General features: G+C 41.0%; 15 protein-coding genes and 1 riboswitch. Of the genes, 3 read left to right on the forward strand and 12 right to left on the reverse strand.

Going from position 1 to position 18946, the window contains the following annotated elements:
* Positions 1-4: 4 nt before the first annotated feature.
* The 4 genes from AC1M89_RS05855 to prfB all read right to left on the reverse strand — a co-directional run bounded on the left by AC1M89_RS05855 (position 5) and on the right by prfB (position 4089).
* A complete protein-coding gene (locus tag AC1M89_RS05855; RefSeq protein ID WP_481608659.1) occupies positions 5-1285 on the reverse strand; it encodes a 3-deoxy-D-manno-octulosonic acid transferase in 1281 nt (426 codons plus the stop codon).
* A gap of 98 nt (positions 1286-1383) precedes the next feature.
* Positions 1384-2448: an alkene reductase gene (locus AC1M89_RS05860; RefSeq protein WP_179999132.1), complete on the reverse strand. Its 1065-nt coding sequence runs from the start codon at positions 2446-2448 to the stop codon at positions 1384-1386.
* Positions 2449-2474: 26 nt separating this feature from the next.
* The gene (locus AC1M89_RS05865) at positions 2475-2777 is read right to left on the reverse strand and encodes an ArsR/SmtB family transcription factor (RefSeq protein ID WP_035265803.1); all 303 of its coding nucleotides are present in this window, start codon (positions 2775-2777) and stop codon (positions 2475-2477) included.
* A gap of 216 nt (positions 2778-2993) precedes the next feature.
* A protein-coding gene (gene prfB, locus AC1M89_RS05870) for a peptide chain release factor 2 (RefSeq protein ID WP_143047395.1) occupies positions 2994-4089 on the reverse strand; the annotation gives its coding sequence in 2 pieces (ribosomal slippage) (positions 2994-4016 and positions 4018-4089; 1095 coding nt in all).
* 177 nt (positions 4090-4266) lie between these two features.
* On the opposite strand from prfB, the gene AC1M89_RS05875 reads away from it, so the two are divergent.
* The 3 genes from AC1M89_RS05875 to AC1M89_RS05885 all read left to right on the forward strand — a co-directional run bounded on the left by AC1M89_RS05875 (position 4267) and on the right by AC1M89_RS05885 (position 7125).
* Positions 4267-5118 (forward strand): putative porin, encoded by an 852-nt coding sequence (locus AC1M89_RS05875; protein WP_481614033.1) that lies wholly within the window; start codon positions 4267-4269, stop codon positions 5116-5118.
* Positions 5119-5407: 289 nt separating this feature from the next.
* Positions 5408-6190 (forward strand): putative porin, encoded by a 783-nt coding sequence (locus tag AC1M89_RS05880; protein ID WP_035265806.1) that lies wholly within the window; start codon positions 5408-5410, stop codon positions 6188-6190.
* A gap of 173 nt (positions 6191-6363) precedes the next feature.
* Positions 6364-7125 carry a putative porin gene (locus tag AC1M89_RS05885; protein ID WP_481591849.1) on the forward strand — a complete coding sequence of 254 codons (762 nt, stop codon included), beginning with the start codon at positions 6364-6366 and terminating at the stop codon, positions 7123-7125.
* 38 nt (positions 7126-7163) lie between these two features.
* Here AC1M89_RS05885 and recJ read toward each other — a convergent pair whose 3' ends face one another.
* The 8 genes from recJ to aceE all read right to left on the reverse strand — a co-directional run bounded on the left by recJ (position 7164) and on the right by aceE (position 18793).
* Positions 7164-8867, reverse strand: coding sequence for a single-stranded-DNA-specific exonuclease RecJ (recJ, locus tag AC1M89_RS05890; RefSeq protein ID WP_481591848.1), 1704 nt, complete (start codon positions 8865-8867; stop codon positions 7164-7166).
* Positions 8868-9524, reverse strand: a complete 657-nt coding sequence (gene pdxH, locus AC1M89_RS05895) for a pyridoxamine 5'-phosphate oxidase (protein WP_481614034.1) — start codon at positions 9522-9524, stop codon at positions 8868-8870.
* Positions 9525-9538: 14 nt separating this feature from the next.
* Positions 9539-10873: a phosphoglucosamine mutase gene (gene glmM / locus AC1M89_RS05900; RefSeq protein WP_481586871.1), complete on the reverse strand. Its 1335-nt coding sequence runs from the start codon at positions 10871-10873 to the stop codon at positions 9539-9541.
* A 125-nt stretch (positions 10874-10998) separates the two neighbouring features.
* Positions 10999-12465, reverse strand: a complete 1467-nt coding sequence (guaB, locus tag AC1M89_RS05905; RefSeq protein WP_035265814.1) for an IMP dehydrogenase — start codon at positions 12463-12465, stop codon at positions 10999-11001.
* A gap of 177 nt (positions 12466-12642) precedes the next feature.
* On the reverse strand, positions 12643-13008 hold the full coding sequence (locus tag AC1M89_RS05910) for a YkgJ family cysteine cluster protein (protein WP_179999146.1): 366 nt from the start codon (positions 13006-13008) through the stop codon (positions 12643-12645).
* Positions 13009-13223: 215 nt separating this feature from the next.
* Complete coding sequence (locus tag AC1M89_RS05915) at positions 13224-13799, reverse strand: TMEM165/GDT1 family protein (RefSeq protein WP_035265818.1); 576 nt, start codon at positions 13797-13799, stop codon at positions 13224-13226.
* 75 nt (positions 13800-13874) lie between these two features.
* Positions 13875-14017: riboswitch (yybP-ykoY riboswitch) on the reverse strand.
* 88 nt (positions 14018-14105) lie between these two features.
* Entirely contained in the window at positions 14106-16088 is a 1983-nt protein-coding gene (locus AC1M89_RS05920) for a 2-oxo acid dehydrogenase subunit E2 (RefSeq protein WP_481591847.1), read from the reverse strand.
* 2 nt (positions 16089-16090) lie between these two features.
* A complete protein-coding gene (aceE, locus tag AC1M89_RS05925) occupies positions 16091-18793 on the reverse strand; it encodes a pyruvate dehydrogenase (acetyl-transferring), homodimeric type (protein WP_092766512.1) in 2703 nt (900 codons plus the stop codon).
* Between the last annotated feature and the right edge of the window lie 153 nt (positions 18794-18946).

Raw genomic sequence — 18946 nt, forward strand, 5'->3', positions numbered from 1 at the left:
AAAACTAAAGGTATTGATTCAGGACATGAATATGTTTTTGCAACGACCCTGTATTCCGTTGCATGATCTTTTGAGCCTGATTTTGTACTGCTAAAATCGTTTCATCCTGAGATAAGCACTGAATAAGATGATTCACCACCTCTTCCGTAGTTTGACCGATTAGAATCCCTTTTTCTTCCACAAATTCATCGACAATGGTTTGAAAGTTAAAGTAGTTCGGTCCAATCACAGTCGGGACATTGAGTGATATTGGCTCTAAGATATTATGCCCACCGCCAGGTTCATTCAATGATCCACCCACAAAACTTGCTTGGCTCAATGCATACCAAATCCACATTTCACCCATACTATCAGCAAGATAAACTTGTGTATCAGCCTCAATGATTTCACCTAAACTACGTCGATGCATTTTTAACTCATGACTTTGAATGGCTTGTGCAACTTCATCAAAACGTTCTGGATGACGCGGTACAATAATCAGCAAGACGGCAGGATGATCATTTAAGTAGTCTTTAAACTTGGATAACAGATTTTTCTCTTCAGGATGATGTGTGCTTGCAATCGTAATAATTTGGCGTGCTTGCAAATCCCAATCTTGATGAATTTGTTGCGCTTTCAATAACATTTCTTCGGGCGCATGAATATCAAACTTAATACTGCCCACTGTTTGACTATGCGCTGTAGCAGCACCTAAAGCCCTAAATCGATTCAGTGAAGCTTCATCTTGAGCCAAAAGTTGAGTCAGACCGCTGAGCATAGGCTGAGTAATACTTGGTACTTTGGCGTATCCTTTCGCTGACTTTTCAGATAAACGTGCGTTCACCAAAAAAGTGGGTATTTTATTAATTTTCGCCTGATCAATTAAATTGGGCCATAGTTCCGTTTCAACCAAAACCAACATTTTAGGTTGATATTTTTTTAAAAAAGCACTGACTAATTTTTTTTGATCTGCAGGTAAATATACTGCTTGAAAAAGATCTACATATGGTACTTTTGCAAATAAGGATTTAGCTCGTGCCTGACCTGTTTTGGTGGTATTCGTAACCAACACAGCATACCCAAGCTTTAAATAATGTTCTATCAGAGGTTGTGCAGCATTGGTTTCTCCAACTGAAACCACATGAAACCATATCGCATTAAGATTTTTTGGAGATTGAAACGGACCGAAGCGCTCTAAGCACTCTTGATGAAATTGCTCAATATTGTCTGCTCGCTTTTTTATACGCCATTTATAAATTGGCTTTAATAAAGCCAATGCTGCGTTATACCAAAATGGAGTTGTCAAAACGTAAGACCTCGAGCTTTCTTAAAAAAATAGGGCATGACCACGAAGTTGAGATCATACCCTGCGAATTTTTTCGGTTCAAATACTTATCTTAAATTTCAATTTCCTTGTAAAAAAGGATAATCGATATAGCCTTCAGCCACATTCGTCCCGATCATATTTTCTAACTTTAATTCATTCAAAGGAGCATTCTGTACCAAACGCTCATATAAATCAGGATTGGCGATATAATCTTTACCAAAAGACACTGCATCAGCTTGACCTGAAGTGAGAAGTTGTAAAGCATCCTCTCGACTTAAACGCATATTGGCAATAAAAGGAATACCTTGTCCACGCGCTTTTAATTCTTGACTAATACTGTCTTCTGCCAAATATTCACGTGTAAAGAAAAATGCAATGTGTCTTTGGCCGAGTTGTTCTAACACATAACCGAAAGTTTCACGTGGATCATCATCACCCATATCGTGTTCATCACCACGAGGAGCTAAATGTACACCTACTCGACCAGCACCCCAAACTTCAATTAGCTCATCCACGACTTCTAACAAGAAACGCGCACGATTTTCAACCGAGCCACCATATTCATCTTCACGCTGATTGGTTTTCGATTGCAAGAATTGATCAATTAAATAACCATTCGCCGCATGCAATTCCACACCATCAAATCCTGCCTCTTTAGCACGAATTGCTGCTTCTTTATATTGCGCTGTAATCGCGTGAATTTCAGAAATTTCTAATGGACGTGGCAAGACATAAGGACGTTTCGGACGCAACAAACTGACATGTCCGGCTTGTTGAACAGCACTCGCCGAAACGGGTATATCACCCTTCAGTAAATCTGGATGTGACACACGTCCAACATGCCAAAGCTGAGCGACAATTAAGCCATCTTTATCATGAACAGCTTGGGTTACTTTCTTCCACCCTTCTACTTGAGCATCAGTGAATAATCCTGGCGTATTTAAATAGCCATTCGCCTCCTCAGAAATTACGGTCGCTTCTGAGATAATTAATCCACTACTTGCACGTTGCGCATAATACTCAGCCATCATTTCTGTTGGTACGCGATCATCTGTCGCACGACTACGCGTTAAAGGTGCCATAACCACGCGATTTTTGAGCTTTAATTCACCAAAGACTACTGGGCTACTAAAATCAGTCATTCATCTATCCTCTTCACTCATTATCGTTAGAGTGATTGTTGAAGGTGTTCTGCAAAACTTTTTATCAGTGCTTCATTACGAGAAAAATAAGACCATTGACCATGCTTAGTAACATGAACCAAACCTGCTTGCTGTAAAACAGATAAATGATTAGACATGGTTGACTGAGATACATCTGCAATTTTTTCAATCTGTCCTGCACATACGCCACGACTAAAATCTTGCACGCACTCATCTTGTGGAATAAAGCGCTCTGGATCTTTTAAACATTGTAAAATTTGGCGGCGTATCGGGTTCGATAAGGCTTTAAAAATTGCTTCAGTATCCATCTCATTTCACTCAAGTTAATGATCTGCACTGTGCTGAACTCATTATATCGATTTTTATAGATATTAATATCGAATTATTACGATATTTAACAAATCGAGTTTATGAATGACTGTGCCGAATAATTCTGATTCTAACATTGAACTGATTTAATCTAGCAAGCTTCGTGCTAGAACGAAAAAGGCAGGGCTTTTGCCCTGCCTTTTTTAAAAAAAATATTAAAGCCCTTGTTTCAAACTAGCTTCAATAAATTTATCAAGATCACCATCTAACACGGCACCCGTATTTGAATTTTCAACGCCAGTACGTAAGTCCTTAATACGTGAATCATCCAACACATAAGATCGAATTTGGCTCCCCCACCCAATATCCGATTTAGAATCTTCTAGTGCTTGAGCTGCTTCATTACGCTTATTCATTTCCAATTCGTACAATTTAGCACGAAGCTGTTTCCAAGCATGATCACGGTTAGCATGTTGTGAACGCTGGTTCTGACAAGCCACCACAATTCCAGTAGGTGCATGGGTTAAACGCACGGCAGAATCTGTTTTGTTAATGTGCTGACCACCTGCACCTGAAGCGCGGTATGTATCCGTTCGAACATCTGCTGGATTGATCTCAATTTCAATGTTGTCATCAATTTCTGGAGACACAAAAACCGCTGAGAATGAAGTGTGACGACGGTTGCCTGAGTCAAAAGGTGATTTACGAACTAAGCGATGTACACCTGATTCAGTACGTAACCAACCATAAGCATATTCGCCTTCTACACGAATAGTTGCCGATTTAATCCCAGCCACATCACCGTCAGATTCTTCCATTAACTCAGCTTTAAAGCCATGACGCTCAATCCAACGTAAGTACATACGTAATAGCATAGATGCCCAATCTTGAGCTTCAGTACCACCTGACCCCGCTTGAATTTCGACATAACAAGGATTTGGATCCATTGGATTACTAAACATACGTCTGAATTCAAGTTTAGCTAGTTCAGCCTCAGCTGAATCAAGTTCTGCTTGAACATCTGCAAGCATTTCTTCTTCATCCGCTTCTACAGCAAGATCAAGCATCGCTTGTGCATCATCAAGTTGTGTTGCTAAACCATCTAAAACATTTAAAACGTTTTCGAGCTCACCTTTTTCTTTCGCCATCGCTTGAGCACGATTTTGATCATTCCAAATTGCTGGATCTTCAAGTTCGCGGAGAACCTCCTCTAAACGCTCTTTCTTTAGATCGTAGTCAAAGATACCCCCGTAGTGTTTGACCACGTTCGCTCAAGTCTTTTAGCTGGAGAAGATAAGGATTAATTTCCACGGTGTAGATCCTAAATATGTCTATATCAAAATTGCCAATATTTTAACACAGCCAAGTAAAACTTGAGAGTTTGCTTTTTTATTCAATATTCTCTTGACCATTGTTTAGTTATTATTAACAATACATTTAATTATTAAAAAATACTTACTTTATTTTTACAACAATAAGCAGAGACTTATGAAAATGAACAAAACCTATTTGGCTTTGGCCATCCTCCCTTTGACAACTTCAGCCATGGCCTACCAAGCTCAAATTGATGCTGGATATACCTATTTTGACCATGATAGTCTCAAGGTTGATTATCACGGTGTATTTGAAACAGAAGGTACTTATTACTTCAAAGCAGTTGATACTGAAAATAAACCACTTAATGAGGCTGCATTTCTTGGCCACCATAATCGCGTTTCAGCGAAATATAGTTTTCAGCATATTAAAGACGATAAAGTGTATATAAATGAAACAGTTGCGCAAAGCAAACAAGAGCTGCACGGCTATTCAATAGAGGGAGAATATTATATTGATCAACTGTACTTCACAGGTGAGGTCGGTCGTCAACATTATAAAGTGGAGTCACGCTCAAGCTCACTAAACGGTTCATCTCATGCTAAGCAGCGTTTCGATCTAACCACCTATAGAGCTCTCGTTGGTTATACTCCTATTCAAAATTTACTGATAGCAGTAGGTATTAATGCTTATAAAGGTGAAGGCTTTGATGAAAATGCTTTTGCTTTAAAAGCCAAATATGTCACCCCATTAGGCCAAAATGGTCAATATCTCAATTTAGAATTGGATGGTAGCTTTGGACATGATATTGATTCGATTACATTTGGTGGGGATTATTATTTAACTCAACGCTTAAGCCTAGGTAGTGCTTATACGCGAGATACGAATAGCACTAGTAAAATTCATAAAGACGAATACCAATTACGTGGCAAATACTTTATCAATAATAACCTCTCTCTTGGGAGTATTTTAAGATTCAGTGATGATGAAGATAAGTTTAATATAAACGGAACATATCGATTCTAATTCCATTCAACATGGGGAAGTAGCAGTTCCAAAACTGCTACTTTCGTTCAAATTGCATACAATTCATATTCAAAAGCAACATAAAATGACTAAAACACCTTATCTTTCACATGAATTAACATGTTTTTTTATTTTTTAAAATCAATAACTTAAATTTTTATTTTTACATAAAAATTACACAAGATACATTACTGTTACTTTTGCTTGATTGATCCTTCATGATTTTCCCCTACACTGAACTTGTAACAAAAAATGTATTAACAACTAACTCTATTGAGGGGAAGTATCCATGAAAAAATTAGCAATCGCGTCTGCACTTCTTTCTGCTTTAGCTGTAACTGGAACTGCAAATGCATATCAAGCTGAAGTAGGTGCTTCTGCAGGTCTTATCGATCCTGATAATGGTAGTACAAGTGGTTCATTTGGTGTTGATGGTACTTATTATTTCCAACCAGTTCAAACACGCAATGCTCCACTAGCTGAAGCTGCATTCCTTGATCGTGCAAGTAATGTAAATGCGAAATACCAATACAGCGAAGTTGGTGATGATGAAAGACATCAATACGGCGTAGGTGTTGAATACTTCGTACCTAATTCTGATTTTTATGTAAGCGGTAATGTTGGTCGTGATGATCGTAAATTTGATATTGGACCTGATTTTGATGAGACAGTTTATGGTGCTGAAGTAGGTTATTTGCCTGCACCTGGCTTATTAATTGCAGCAGGTCTTAAGGGTTACGATAACGACTATGATGATGGTGTTGACCCAACATTACGTGCTAAATATGTAACTACATTGTCTAACGGTAAAGATATCAACTTAGAAGCTGGCGCTGCATTCGGTGACCTTGATGAATATAATCTAGCTGCTGATTACTTCATCGATAAAACTTTAAGTGTTGGTGTGGATTACTATAGTAAAGATACTGGTCCTGCAGATACAAACGAGTTTGGTGTAAGCGCACGTAAATTCTTCACACCTCAAGTAAGCTTAGAAGGTCGTGTAGGTTTCGGTGAACTTGCAAATAATGATTACAACAAGTTCGGTTTAGCTGCTAAATATCGCTTCTAATATCTTAATTAAAATTTAGTGTTTCTTAAAAGCCCATCTTAATGATGGGCTTTTTTTGTGCAAAATCCCGATGGAATGTCATTTTTTGTGCATTGACTCATCCCCTTTTGTTCTTACAATAGAAATCAGCTGTCACAAAACAGTCATATTTCTATAACAAAGAGAGTCAATATATGTTTAAAAAAATTACACTTGCGACTGCACTTATTGCAAGCTTAGGAACTGCACATGCGTATCAAGCTGAAGTTGGGGCTACAGCCAAATTGATCGATCCTGATAATGGTAGCAATTCTGCAGGTTTTGCGCTTGATGGCACATATTATTTTAATCCTGTTCAAATCAAGAACTCTCCATTGAACGAAGCTGCATTTTTAAATCGTTCGAGCAACGTGAATGCAAAAGTATCTTATGACGACTTTGATGTAGTCGAATACTGGAATTATGGTGTTGGAATTGAATACTTTGTTCCAAATACTGATTTCTATCTAAATGCCAATCTTTCTCAGGAAACTCAAAAAATACCTAACACCACTGATAATGATGTCACAAACTATAAAATTGAAGCTGGTTATTTCTTAGCACCATCTTTATTGGTCGCAGCTGGTTTACGTGGTTGGGATGATGACAACGATGATGGTATTGACCCTACTATTCGAGCAAAATATGTCACTCAAATTGGCACAAATGATGTGAATTTAGAGGCTGGAGCTGCATTTGGTGATCTAGACGAGTTCTCGTTAAGAGGCGATTATTATATTGATAAATCACTCAGCGTGGGTGTTGACTATTTCAATCAAGATTTCAATGGCGGATCTTTTGATGAGTTTGGTGTAAATGCTAAAAAATTCTTCAATCAGCAAATAAGTGTCGAAGGACGAATTGGTTTTGCAGATGACGGCAATACTTTTGCTGTACGTGGTGCATACCGCTTCTGATCTTTGAGTGCTAAAAACCGCTCTGATGAGCGGTTTTTTTATTGATGCATATGTACAATGCGCATTTGTAAACTGGTATTACCATTAAAGGTATTTTTATCCAGCTCATAGACCAAGCGAATTTCATTGAGCATCGGATCAAACTGATATTTATCTGCTGCGTTAAAGGCGATTGCCTCTACCACTTGACCATTTTCTAAAGCTACACGCAGTTTCAAGTGCACATCCTTAAGCCAGCGATAATCCAAAATTTTAAATACTCCCTCGAATACAGGCGCAGGAAACTTTTGCCCCCAAGGACTTAAATTTTGTAATACGTCCACCGTTTCAATTTGGAAAGCTGAAGCTGGCAACTCCCCATCCGTCCATAAGGTTGCAGTAAACAGACTTTCATCTTGACTGGCAATCAACTGCTCAAATACCTGCTTAAACTCAGCAAAATGTTCTTTTTTAATGGTTAGACCTGCAGCTGCAGCATGCCCACCAAAGTGACTGACAATATGTGGATATTTCTCAGCCACACGCTCAATCGCATCCCGAATATGAATTCCCTCAATTGAACGCGCTGAACCTTTGATATGAATGTCATCTTCATCACGGGCAAAAACGATACTCGGACGATGGAACTGCTCTTTTAAGCGTCCTGCCACAATTCCAATCACGCCTTGATGCCAATGTGGCTCAAACATAATTAACGCTGCAGGTATTGCATCCTTATCTAGCTGAATTTGATCTAATGCAGTCAATGCTTCTTGTTTAATCTTACCTTCTACCTGACGACGTTCCACATTGAGTTGATTCAGCTGTTCCGCTAAAGGATATGCTGTAGCCAAGTCGGATGCTAAGAGACATTCGATGCCAATGTCCATGGTTTCCATACGCCCTGCCGCATTAATTCGCGGTCCAATCACAAAACCTAAGTCTTGCGCTGTCAGTCCTGCAGGATCACGTTTGGCAATATCTAATAAGGCTGAAATCCCAGGGCGACATAATCCTTGTTGAATCCGCTTTAGACCACTGTCGATTAAGATTCGGTTGTTATAATCCAAACTGGCAACATCGGCATAGGTCCCAAGCGCAACCAAATCCAAATAGTTAGTCATTTGTGCAAAAGACTTGCCCATTTTTTTACGATGACTGGATAGGTTCGCCAACACATAAAAGGCAACTCCTACTCCTGCCAAAGCTTTACTTGGAAACTCACAACCGAGTTGATTCGGATTCACCACTGCCTCAGCCATAGGCGTTGGCTTGGTTGTGAGATGGTGATCGGTAATAATTACTTGCATCCCATGATCTTGAGCTTGCTTAACTCCATCATGACTTGAAATGCCATTGTCGACCGTAATCAACAAATCAGGCGTAAAGTTGGCAAACGCAAGATCTGCAATAGCAGGTGTCAAACCATAGCCATACTTAAAGCGATCAGGGACTAAATAATCAACATCTGCCCCCATGTCACGTAGTGCAAGCATCATCAGTGCTGTACTGGTCGCACCGTCAGCATCATAGTCACCGACAATCACAATTTTTTTGTGTTGATCAATGGCTTGGTCGATCAACTGAATTGCAGCATCTAACCCCTTCATAGTTGGCGCTAATAAGTATTTTAATTTCAGTTCTAGTTCTTGTTCAGATTCAACGCCTCGACGTGCCAAAATTTCGGCAATAAATGAAGGCACGCCCTGAAAATTTTCAGGGCGTGTTAAAAATGGACGTTGCTTGATTTCAAATTTTGGCATTTATGGCATCAATCGTTGTAATTTCCACGCACCGTCGATTTTTTCATAACACAAACGGTCGTGCAAACGGTTTGGGCGACCTTGCCAGAACTCATAATAATCTGGCTCTATACGGTAACCACCCCAGAAGTCAGGCTTATCTAAAGTTTGTTGATCTGCCACACGCTCATGCAAATCATTAAAGCGTTGCTGTAGCTCGTCACGGCTCGCAATCACACCACTTTGTGGGGTACTAATATGCGCTGCAATTTGACTATCACGCGGACGCTTATGGTAATAATCAGCGGATTCTTGTTCCGAAATTTTTACAACTCGACCTGAAATGCGAATTTGGCGTTCTTGTTCTGCCCAATAAAACAGAATTTGCGCATAAGGATTGGCTACTAAGTCGAGTCCTTTTTGGCTGTCATAATTGGTATAGAACGCATAACCATTTTCATCCGCACCTCGAAGTAATACGGTACGTACGTGCGGTCGACCTTCGGCATTTGCCGTAGCCAATGACATGGCATACGGTTCGTGAAGCTGAGCTTCTAACGCATGGTTAAACCACAATAGAAACTGTTCATGTGGATCAGCATTCACTTGATCCTCATGTAATTCGCCTTTTTGATAATTTAGGCGCAGTTCACTGAGATCTTTAATCAAATCACTCATGAGTCAATCCCCGATTAAGCTGCTGCATTAGCACGTACAGCATCTGCCAAAGCATGTGCCAGTGCAGTCACTTCTTGAAGATTATCACCTTCAACCATCACACGAATTACAGGTTCAGTCCCTGACTTACGAATCAGTAATCGACCACGACCTTTAAGTTGCGCTTCGGCTTTGGCAAATTCTGCAGCCAATGCAGGTACTGAGTATGGATCAAACATTGCATCTAAACGGACATTTACAAGCACGTTTGGCAGTAATTTAAAGTCAGCAACCAACTCATGCAATGCTTTCTTCTGTTCAACCATGACAGTTAAGACTTGTAGGGCTGCAATAATCGCATCACCTGTGGTGCTCTTGTCTAGAGTTAAAATGTGACCTGAAGGTTCACCACCAATAACCCAACCGTTTTCCTCTAAACCTTGCAATACATAACGGTCACCAACTTTGGCACGTAGCAGTGGAACTTCTGCTTTTTCAAGTGCTAATTCAAGTGCCATATTGCTCATGAGCGTACCGACAATACCGGCTGGTTTATTGGCACTTTGTGTCGCCAAGATATATAGAATATGATCGCCATCAATCAGCTTTCCATTCTGATCCACTAGAATGACACGATCTGCATCGCCATCAAATGCAATACCCAAATCTGCTTGGTGATCAACTACAGCAGCTTGCAAACTCTCAGGATGAGTTGAGCCACAGCCTTGGTTAATATTCAAACCATTCGGTTCATTATGAATCGCAATCACTTTGGCACCGAGCTCACGGAATACCGCAGGACCCACGTTATATGCTGCTCCATTGGCACAGTCGACGACAATTTTTAAATTGTTTAAATCGTAATGGTATGGGAACGTTGATTTACAAAATTCAATATAACGACCTGGAGCATCATCAACACGCACACTTTTTCCTAGACTCGCAATATCATCAATGACAATATCTTTCTCGAGTTCAGCATTAATCTCATCTTGAAACTCGTCTGGTAATTTTTTTCCTTCTGAAGAAAAAAACTTAATGCCATTATCATGATAAGGGTTATGTGAAGCTGAGATGACAATCCCTAAACTGGCATGCAAAGCACGAGTTAAATGAGCAATGGCAGGCGTAGGTAATGGACCCAATAAATGCACATAAACACCAGCTGCGTTTAAACCCGATTGTAAAGCAGCTTCTAAAATATAACCTGATAAACGAGGATCTTTGCCCATCACCACAATCGGTTTATTTCTTTTTGTTCTACGCTTAAGTACTTTACCCGCAGCAAACCCTAATTTGAGTGCAAACTCAGGTGTGATTGGAAATACACCGAATTTCCCACGAATACCATCAGTACCAAAATAACTCATTCATTCTCTCACTTCTTAGCGGGTGATTAACATCATCCTTTTTCAATGCGCACCACTTTACACCAAAATAAAAAAACCGTCATTTACATGACGGTTTTTTTTAAAAATTGTTTTATAACAGGCAATTAACCAACACGGTAATTCGGTGCTTCTTTAGTAATGGTCACATCGTGAACGTGTGATTCAGACATACCCGCAGACGTGATTTTCACGAATTTCGCATTTTGACGAAGATCTTCAATCACTGCAGAGCCTGTATAACCCATAGATGAACGTAAACCACCCATCATTTGATGCACGATGTTGCCCATTGGCCCTTTGTAAGGTACGCGGCCTTCAATACCTTCTGGAACCAACTTCTCAGCACCTGCTTTAGAGTCTTGGAAATAACGATCCGCAGAACCTGTTGCACCCGCCATTGCACCCAATGAACCCATTCCTCGGTAAGCTTTGTAATAACGACCTTGGAAGAATTCAACTTCGCCTGGTGCTTCTTCAGTACCAGCAAGTAAAGAACCCACCATAATCGTACTTGCACCTGCACCGATCGCTTTTGCCATATCACCTGAGAAGCGGATACCACCGTCTGCGATCAATGGAATTTGATCTTTCAGTGCGTTAGCAACAGAATCGATCGCCGAAATTTGTGGCATACCAATACCTGCAACAATACGAGTCGTACAGATTGAACCAGGACCGATACCTACTTTCACAGCATCTGCGCCTGCATCAAGTAAAGCCAATGCAGCATCGCCAGTCGCAATGTTACCGCCAATGACTTGAACTTGTGGGTAGTTGGCTTTAACCCAACGTACGCGCTCGATAACACCAGCAGAGTGACCATGTGCAGTATCGACTACAATCACGTCAACACCCGCATCAACCAATGCTTCAACACGGCTTGGAGTTTCTACACCTGTACCAACTGCAGCACCCACACGTAAACGACCTAAGTCATCTTTACAGCTATTTGGATAAAGCTCAGCCTTATTAAAATCTGTTACAGTGATTAAACCTTTTAGTTCGTTGTTTTCGCCAACAACAATCACTTTCTCAATGCGATTTTTTTGGAGAAGTGCCTGAATGTTTTCTTTCGATTCACCTTCGCGAACGGTGACCAAACGATCTTGACCAGTCATGATGTTGCTTACTGGCTGTTCAAGATTAGTTTCAAAGCGTGTATCACGACCTGTCACAATACCAACTACTTTGCCATCTTTCACCACTGGCACACCGCTGATATTGTTCGCTTGCGTAATTGCGATTAACTCACGCACAGTCGTTTCAGGGGTTACTGTAATTGGATCTTTCACCATGCCTGCTTCGAATTTTTTCACACGGCGTACTTCAGCAGCTTGCGCTGCAATATCCATATTTTTATGAAGGATACCAATACCGCCATTTTGTGCCATTGCAATTGCCATACGGGATTCAGTCACCGTATCCATTGCTGCAGACACAAGAGGGATATTCAAATTAATGCCGCGAGTTAAACGTGTCTTTAGAGAGACATCTTTTGGGAGAACAGTAGAGTAGGCAGGGAGTAATAGGACATCATCAAAAGTTAACGCGTCTTGAACGATGGTCAACATAACAGTCTCACTGGTAATTTCCGTGCGCCATTATATACAAATTTTAAGGTAAATTTCATTTCTTATTATCGACAATTTTATGAAATTTACCCATCACCCCTATTTTTATGCAATTTACTATCCGAGAAAATCATAATAAGAGCATATAAAACAGAAGCATATTTTAAATCATTCAAATTAACTGACCTGATCGTAATCGTCATCATTCGACGATGGAACAATTTCAATATCAATTAATGGGATCAGATGATGGGCTTGTCGAGCTTTGGCACATTGCGCATCTCCGGCTTGGACCTCTCTACACGATGAACTGCGAACCGTATAGATCGAGCAAGAGACCTGCTTCCCTATTTCTCCTTCTAGAGCAACGCATCGCGGGTTAGTTTGATTCGTCCCCACCATACAAGCATATACAGGGTTAATATCCTCAACCATCTCGGTAGGGATGTTCATCGCTTCCGCACCATAAAATGAAACACGGAAATAGGCACAACAAGCACCACAACTTAAACACGCATCCTGTGCAGAAATCTGAGAGAGCATTTTTAAATCTCTTAAAAATAATTTTTTAGTGACGAAATCCTAAAAAAACTTAATTTCAAAAACAAGATTTATTTTTATTATATTTATTTACTAATCAATAACTTCCATTAAAAAAATGCACCATTATGAATCACTTTCATGGTGCATTATTTCAATACTATTTATAAATAAACTAAATCTTTTGAAGATTCAGATCTTTATGCGTATACAACCATTTATAAACAATAATGTTGCACTAAAGTGCCCACACCTATGACAAGGAAAATTATTGCGCCAATTTTGTGAATCAAGGAAATAGGTAATCGATTCGCCAATTTATCACCAATAAATACTGCCGGCGCATTAGCGATCATCATACCTAATGTCGTTCCAGCCATCACCCACCAGATACTGTCAAAACGTGCAGCAAGTGCCACTGTCGCAATCTGCGTTTTGTCGCCAATTTCAGCCAAGAAAAATAAAATAAATGTCGCTCCAAAAACGCCAAATTTTTGCCATTTTTGAATACTTCCTGACTCATCCTCTAGTTCATCAGGGACCAGCATCCAAGCAGCCATAGCAATAAATCCTATTGCTAGAATCCACATGAGGATCTCGGGACTTAAAATTGTTGTAACCCATTGTCCTAGAGCAGCGGAAACTCCATGATTGACAATTGTCGCTAACAAAATAGCAATTAAGATTGGAACGGGTTTACGAAAGCGTGCAGCAAGAAGTAAAGCTAACAATTGGGTTTTATCACCCATTTCAGCTAGTGCGACGATACCTGTAGACAGAAGGAATTCATACATGATGTCTTTCTCTGGCTAGCATAACAAATACCAATGACCCACCATCCCTGCTAGCCAAAAATCCGCAGAATGGTAAATCAAAGGTCTTGCCAACAAAAGAAAGCTCAAATAGAGCTCATTTGGTTCTTTGCTATGATGACCATGCTCGTTTTAGAGCAAATATGTTGACCATCACCTGTTCTATTGCAGAACAGCGGCTACTCCCCAATGAAGTTTATCCATTATAAGCCTGGCTTTTTGTTTTTACAAATAAAAACCCCACCGAAGTGAGGTTTTGATTCTGCAGACAAAATACGTTAAAAATATTTAGATGAGCAATGTACGAATATCTTTAAGCAGCTTCGTCAGTTTATTGGTAAAGCGAGCAGCATCAGCACCATTAATGACACGATGGTCATAAGACAATGACAATGGAAGCATTAAACGTGGATCAAAACCTTGTCCATTCCACACAGGTTGCATCGTTGCAGGTGAAATACCCAAGATTGCCACTTGCGGCCAGTTGACAAGCGGAGTGAATGCCGTACCACCAATTGCGCCTAGGCTTGAAATCGTGAAGTTGGCACCTTGCAGATCTTTCGGTGACAATTTCTTATCACGTGCTTTTTGACCCAACTCACCGAGTTCAACTGCGATTTGCTTAATTGATTTTTGATCTGGATTACGTAGCACAGGCACTGTTAAACCATCTGGTGTAGCAACAGCAATGCCCATATGGATTTCTTTACGCAGTAATACGGTTTTGCCATCATCAGACAAGTGACCTGCAAACTCACGTTCTTCTTTTAGCAAATGCGCTACAGCCTTGATGATGAATGCCATAATGGTCAGGCTAATGCCTTCTTTCTTAAAGTTGCCTTTAAGCTCATTACGCCATGCTTCAAGCTCCGTAATATCTGCCGCATCGAATTGGGTCACTTGCGGGATATAATTGTTCAATGACAACTGTGGAATAGACACTTGCTGTAAACGTGTTAACGCTTTTTCTTCTACACCACCAAAGGCGTCAAAACTTGGTAATTTAGGCAATCCTGCTGGTGCAGCAACTGTCGGTGCAGCAGTTACAGGTGCTGGTGCAGTTAAACGTGTTTTCACATACGCAAAGATGTCTTCTTTCATTAAGCGTGCATGTGGACCAGAAGCTTTGACTTCTGCCAACACAACACCAAGCTCACGCGCCAACTTACGTACCGCAGGACCAGCATATACTTTGGCGTTTGCTGCATTTTGCTCTTTGGTCAGTTTATCTGCTGAAGGGGCTGCTGTTTGTACAGTAGCAACCGCTGCTTGCGCAGGGGCAGCTTTTGGTGCTTCCGCTTTTGTAGTCACTGGTGCTGATACAGGGGCTTCTGTAACTGGGGTTGCTTGACCTTCAGCTTCAATCGTGACTAAAGCCACACCTTCAGACACATTTTGACCCAATTCAATATGAATTGCGGTAATCACACCTGTGGTGGTACTTGGTACTTCAACAGTCGCTTTATCTGATTCAACCACAATGATGCTTTGGTCTTTTTCAACCTTATCACCAACAGCCACTAAAATTTCAGCTACAGCAGCTTTGTCTACACCTAAGTCAGGGACAGCGATCTCAACTTTACCTGCTGGCGCTGAAGCAACTGTCTCTTTTGTTGATTCTGCAGGTGGTGCCTCTGCAGATGGAACAGTCGTCGGTGTAGTTTCTGCAGCAGCTTGCGCCGCGGTTGATGCTGAAGCTGCTGTTTTCACTTTCAGAATCACAACACCCTCTTTCACTGTATTACCGACTGAAATTTCAATCGATTCAACTGTACCCGCAACAGCACTTGGAACTTCAACTGTCGCTTTGTCAGACTCAACGACAATGATACTTTGATCGGCATCAATTTCGTCGCCAACCGCAACCAAGATCTCACCCACAGTTGCTTTTTCAACACCAATGTCTGGTACTTGAACATCAACAGTTTCAGACGCCGTTGATGCTGCTTCAGGCGCTTCCGCTTGAGATTGGTCTACAGGTTCTGCGTGAGCTTGTGCTTTCGATTCTTCAACTTGTGCTGTAGGTGCTTCAGATGACGTTTGCCCCTCCGCTTCAAGCTCTACCAAAACCGCACCTTCAGCAACTTCGTCACCAAGGCTCACCAAAATACTTTTCACCACACCTGCTGAAGTGCTTGGCACTTCAACAGATGCTTTGTCAGACTCCAACAAAACAATGCTGTCATCGACACTAATCGTATCACCCACTTTGACCAAAATTTCAGCCACTGTAGCTTTATCTACACCAATATCAGGAGTCGTAATTTGCATGCTTAGTTCTCCTCTTTGTAGTCAGCTACAGCGTGAAGTTCAGGCGTTGTTTGAGGTGCCCAAGCGACTGGACGGTCAGTATCTAATTCAAAGCTAGAAATCGCATCTTTAACTAGACGCGCATCTACTTCACCCTCGTCAGCAAGTTTCTTCAGTGTCGCAACAACAATATGTGCAGCATCTACACCAAAGTAGCTACGAAGTTTTGCACGTGTATCTGAGCGACCATAACCGTCTGTACCTAATGCTACAAATGGACGGTTATCTGGAAGGTAAGCGCGAATTTGCTCACTGTAAGCACGCATATGATCTGTTGCAGAAACGACGATACCTTTCGTACCACGCAACTGCTTCGACACCCATGCTTCTTTTACATCTTCAGTAAGTGGATGTAAACGATTATATTCTTCGCACGCCATACCATCACGCGCAAGCTCATTAAAGCTTGTTACGCTGTAGACATTCGAATGAATTTGATATTCATCACGTAAGATTTGAGCCGCTTTAATCACTTCACGCAGAATTACACCTGAACCTAAAAGCTGAACTGTGGCTTTTTCATCTTCCTCAAGTAAATACATACCACGTTTAATGCCTTCTTCAGCACCTTGTGGCATCGCTGGATGCTCATAGTTCTCATTCATTACAGTTAAGTAATAGAACACACGCTCCTGATCCACATACATGCGTTTTAGACCGTCATGTACAATCACCGCAAGTTCATATCCGAAACATGGATCATAAGAAATACAATTTGGAATCGTATTCGCAAGAATATGTGAGTGACCATCTTGATGCTGTAGACCTTCACCATTCAGCGTAGTACGACCAGCAGTTGCACCCAATAAGAAACCTTGCGCCTGTGCATCACCTGCCGCCCATGCAATATCACCAATACGTTGGAAGCCAAACATTGAGTAATACATGTACATCGGGATCATAGGAAGGTTATTGGTTGAATAACTTGTTCCTAAAGCAGCCCAAGCACTCATCGCACCTGCTTCATTGATCCCCTCTTGAAGCATATGACCATCTTTCGCTTCACGGTAATGCATCAACTGCTCTTGATCTTCAGGGGTATATTTTTGACCGTGCGCGGCATAAATGCCCAATTGACGGAACATCCCTTCTAAACCGAAAGTACGCGCCTCATCTGGAACAATTGGTACCACACGGTCTTTAATTGCTTTTTCTTTCAGTAGTGCAGAGATTAAACGTACCATCACCATGGTCGTTGATTGTTGCTTACCATTAGAACCAGCTAACACTGCATCAAATACAGACAACTCAGGAATCGCTAAAGATTCGCTCTCTTTACGACGTGCTGGTAAGTAACCACCTAATGCCTCACGGCGAGCCTTCATATACTTAATTTCAGGCGAGTTTTCACTTGGGCGATAAAATGGAACTTCTTCAAGTTGCTCATCGGTAAATGGCAAGTTGAAACGGTTACGTACATATTTAAGCGATTCAAGTTGCATTTTCTTGATTTGATGCGTTTTATTGACCGCTTCAATTTCTTCAGATAAGCCGTAACCTTTAACAGTTTTCGCGAGAATAACCGTTGGCTGACCTGTAGATTTCATGGCTTCTGCATAAGCAGCATATACTTTGTAAGGATCGTGACCGCCACGATTTAAATTATCGATATCTTCATCACTTAAGTGTTTAACTAACTCTTCAGCTTCAGGATATTTACCAAAGAAGTGCGCACGTGTATAAGCACCACCTTTCACTTGATAACGCTGATAATCACCATCTACAGCTTCTTCCATAATGGCTTTAAGCGCACCAGATTCATCTTTAGCAAGTAGTGGATCCCAATGACGACCCCATACTACTTTAATCACGCGCCAACCTGCACCACGGAATAAAGACTCAAGTTCTTGGATGATCTTACCATTACCACGAACTGGACCATCTAAACGTTGCAAGTTACAGTTTACAACCCAAACCAAGTTGTCTAACTTTTCACGACCTGCCAACGAGATTGCACCAGTACTTTCTGGCTCATCCATCTCACCATCGCCAAGATAAGCCCAAACCTTACGATCTTCTTCTTTAATCAAACCGCGGTTCATCAAGTACTTTTGAATATGTGCTTGATAAATGGACATGATTGGACCCAGACCCATCGATACCGTTGGGAACTGCCAATAGTCTGGCATTAAGTATGGATGTGGGTACGAAGGTAAACCAATACCATCAACTTCACGACGGAAATTGTTTAGATGCTCTTCAGTTAAACGACCTTCCAAGAATGAACGCGCATAAATCCCTGGTGCACAGTGACCTTGATAATAAATCATGTCACCGCCGAAGTTATCACTGTTCGCACGGAAGAAATGGTTAAAGCCAACATCATATAAAGTTGCAGAAGATGCAAAGCTGGCTAAGTGACCACCAAGATCGTCGCCTGTTTTATTGGCGCGAAGCACCATTGCTAAAGCATTCCAACGAATCAAAGCACGAATTCGGCGCTCCATATCTGGATCGCCAGGCATTGCAGGTTGCTCTTCTACTGAAATCGTATTTAAGTAAGGAGTATTTAGACGCTGAATGGGAACATGTTTCGCAATCGCACGTTGATACAGTTTTTCAAGAAGAAAGGCTGCTCTTTCCGTCCCCATATGCTGTAAAACAGAGTCAAAAGCGTCCTGCCACTCTTGGGTTTCTTGTGCGTCGGTATCACCGTAATACGCCATATTACACCTATATTCATGCCTATTTGTATACCCTATATTTAACATATTTTCGCGATACGCAGTTATGGCTATAAATGAATACGACATTAGACTAATATTTCGATAACAAATAGTACTTGACCATTTATTACACAAATTAACACTAAAACGCCA

It is taken from the genome of Acinetobacter sp. ANC_7635 (genome assembly GCF_056779945.1).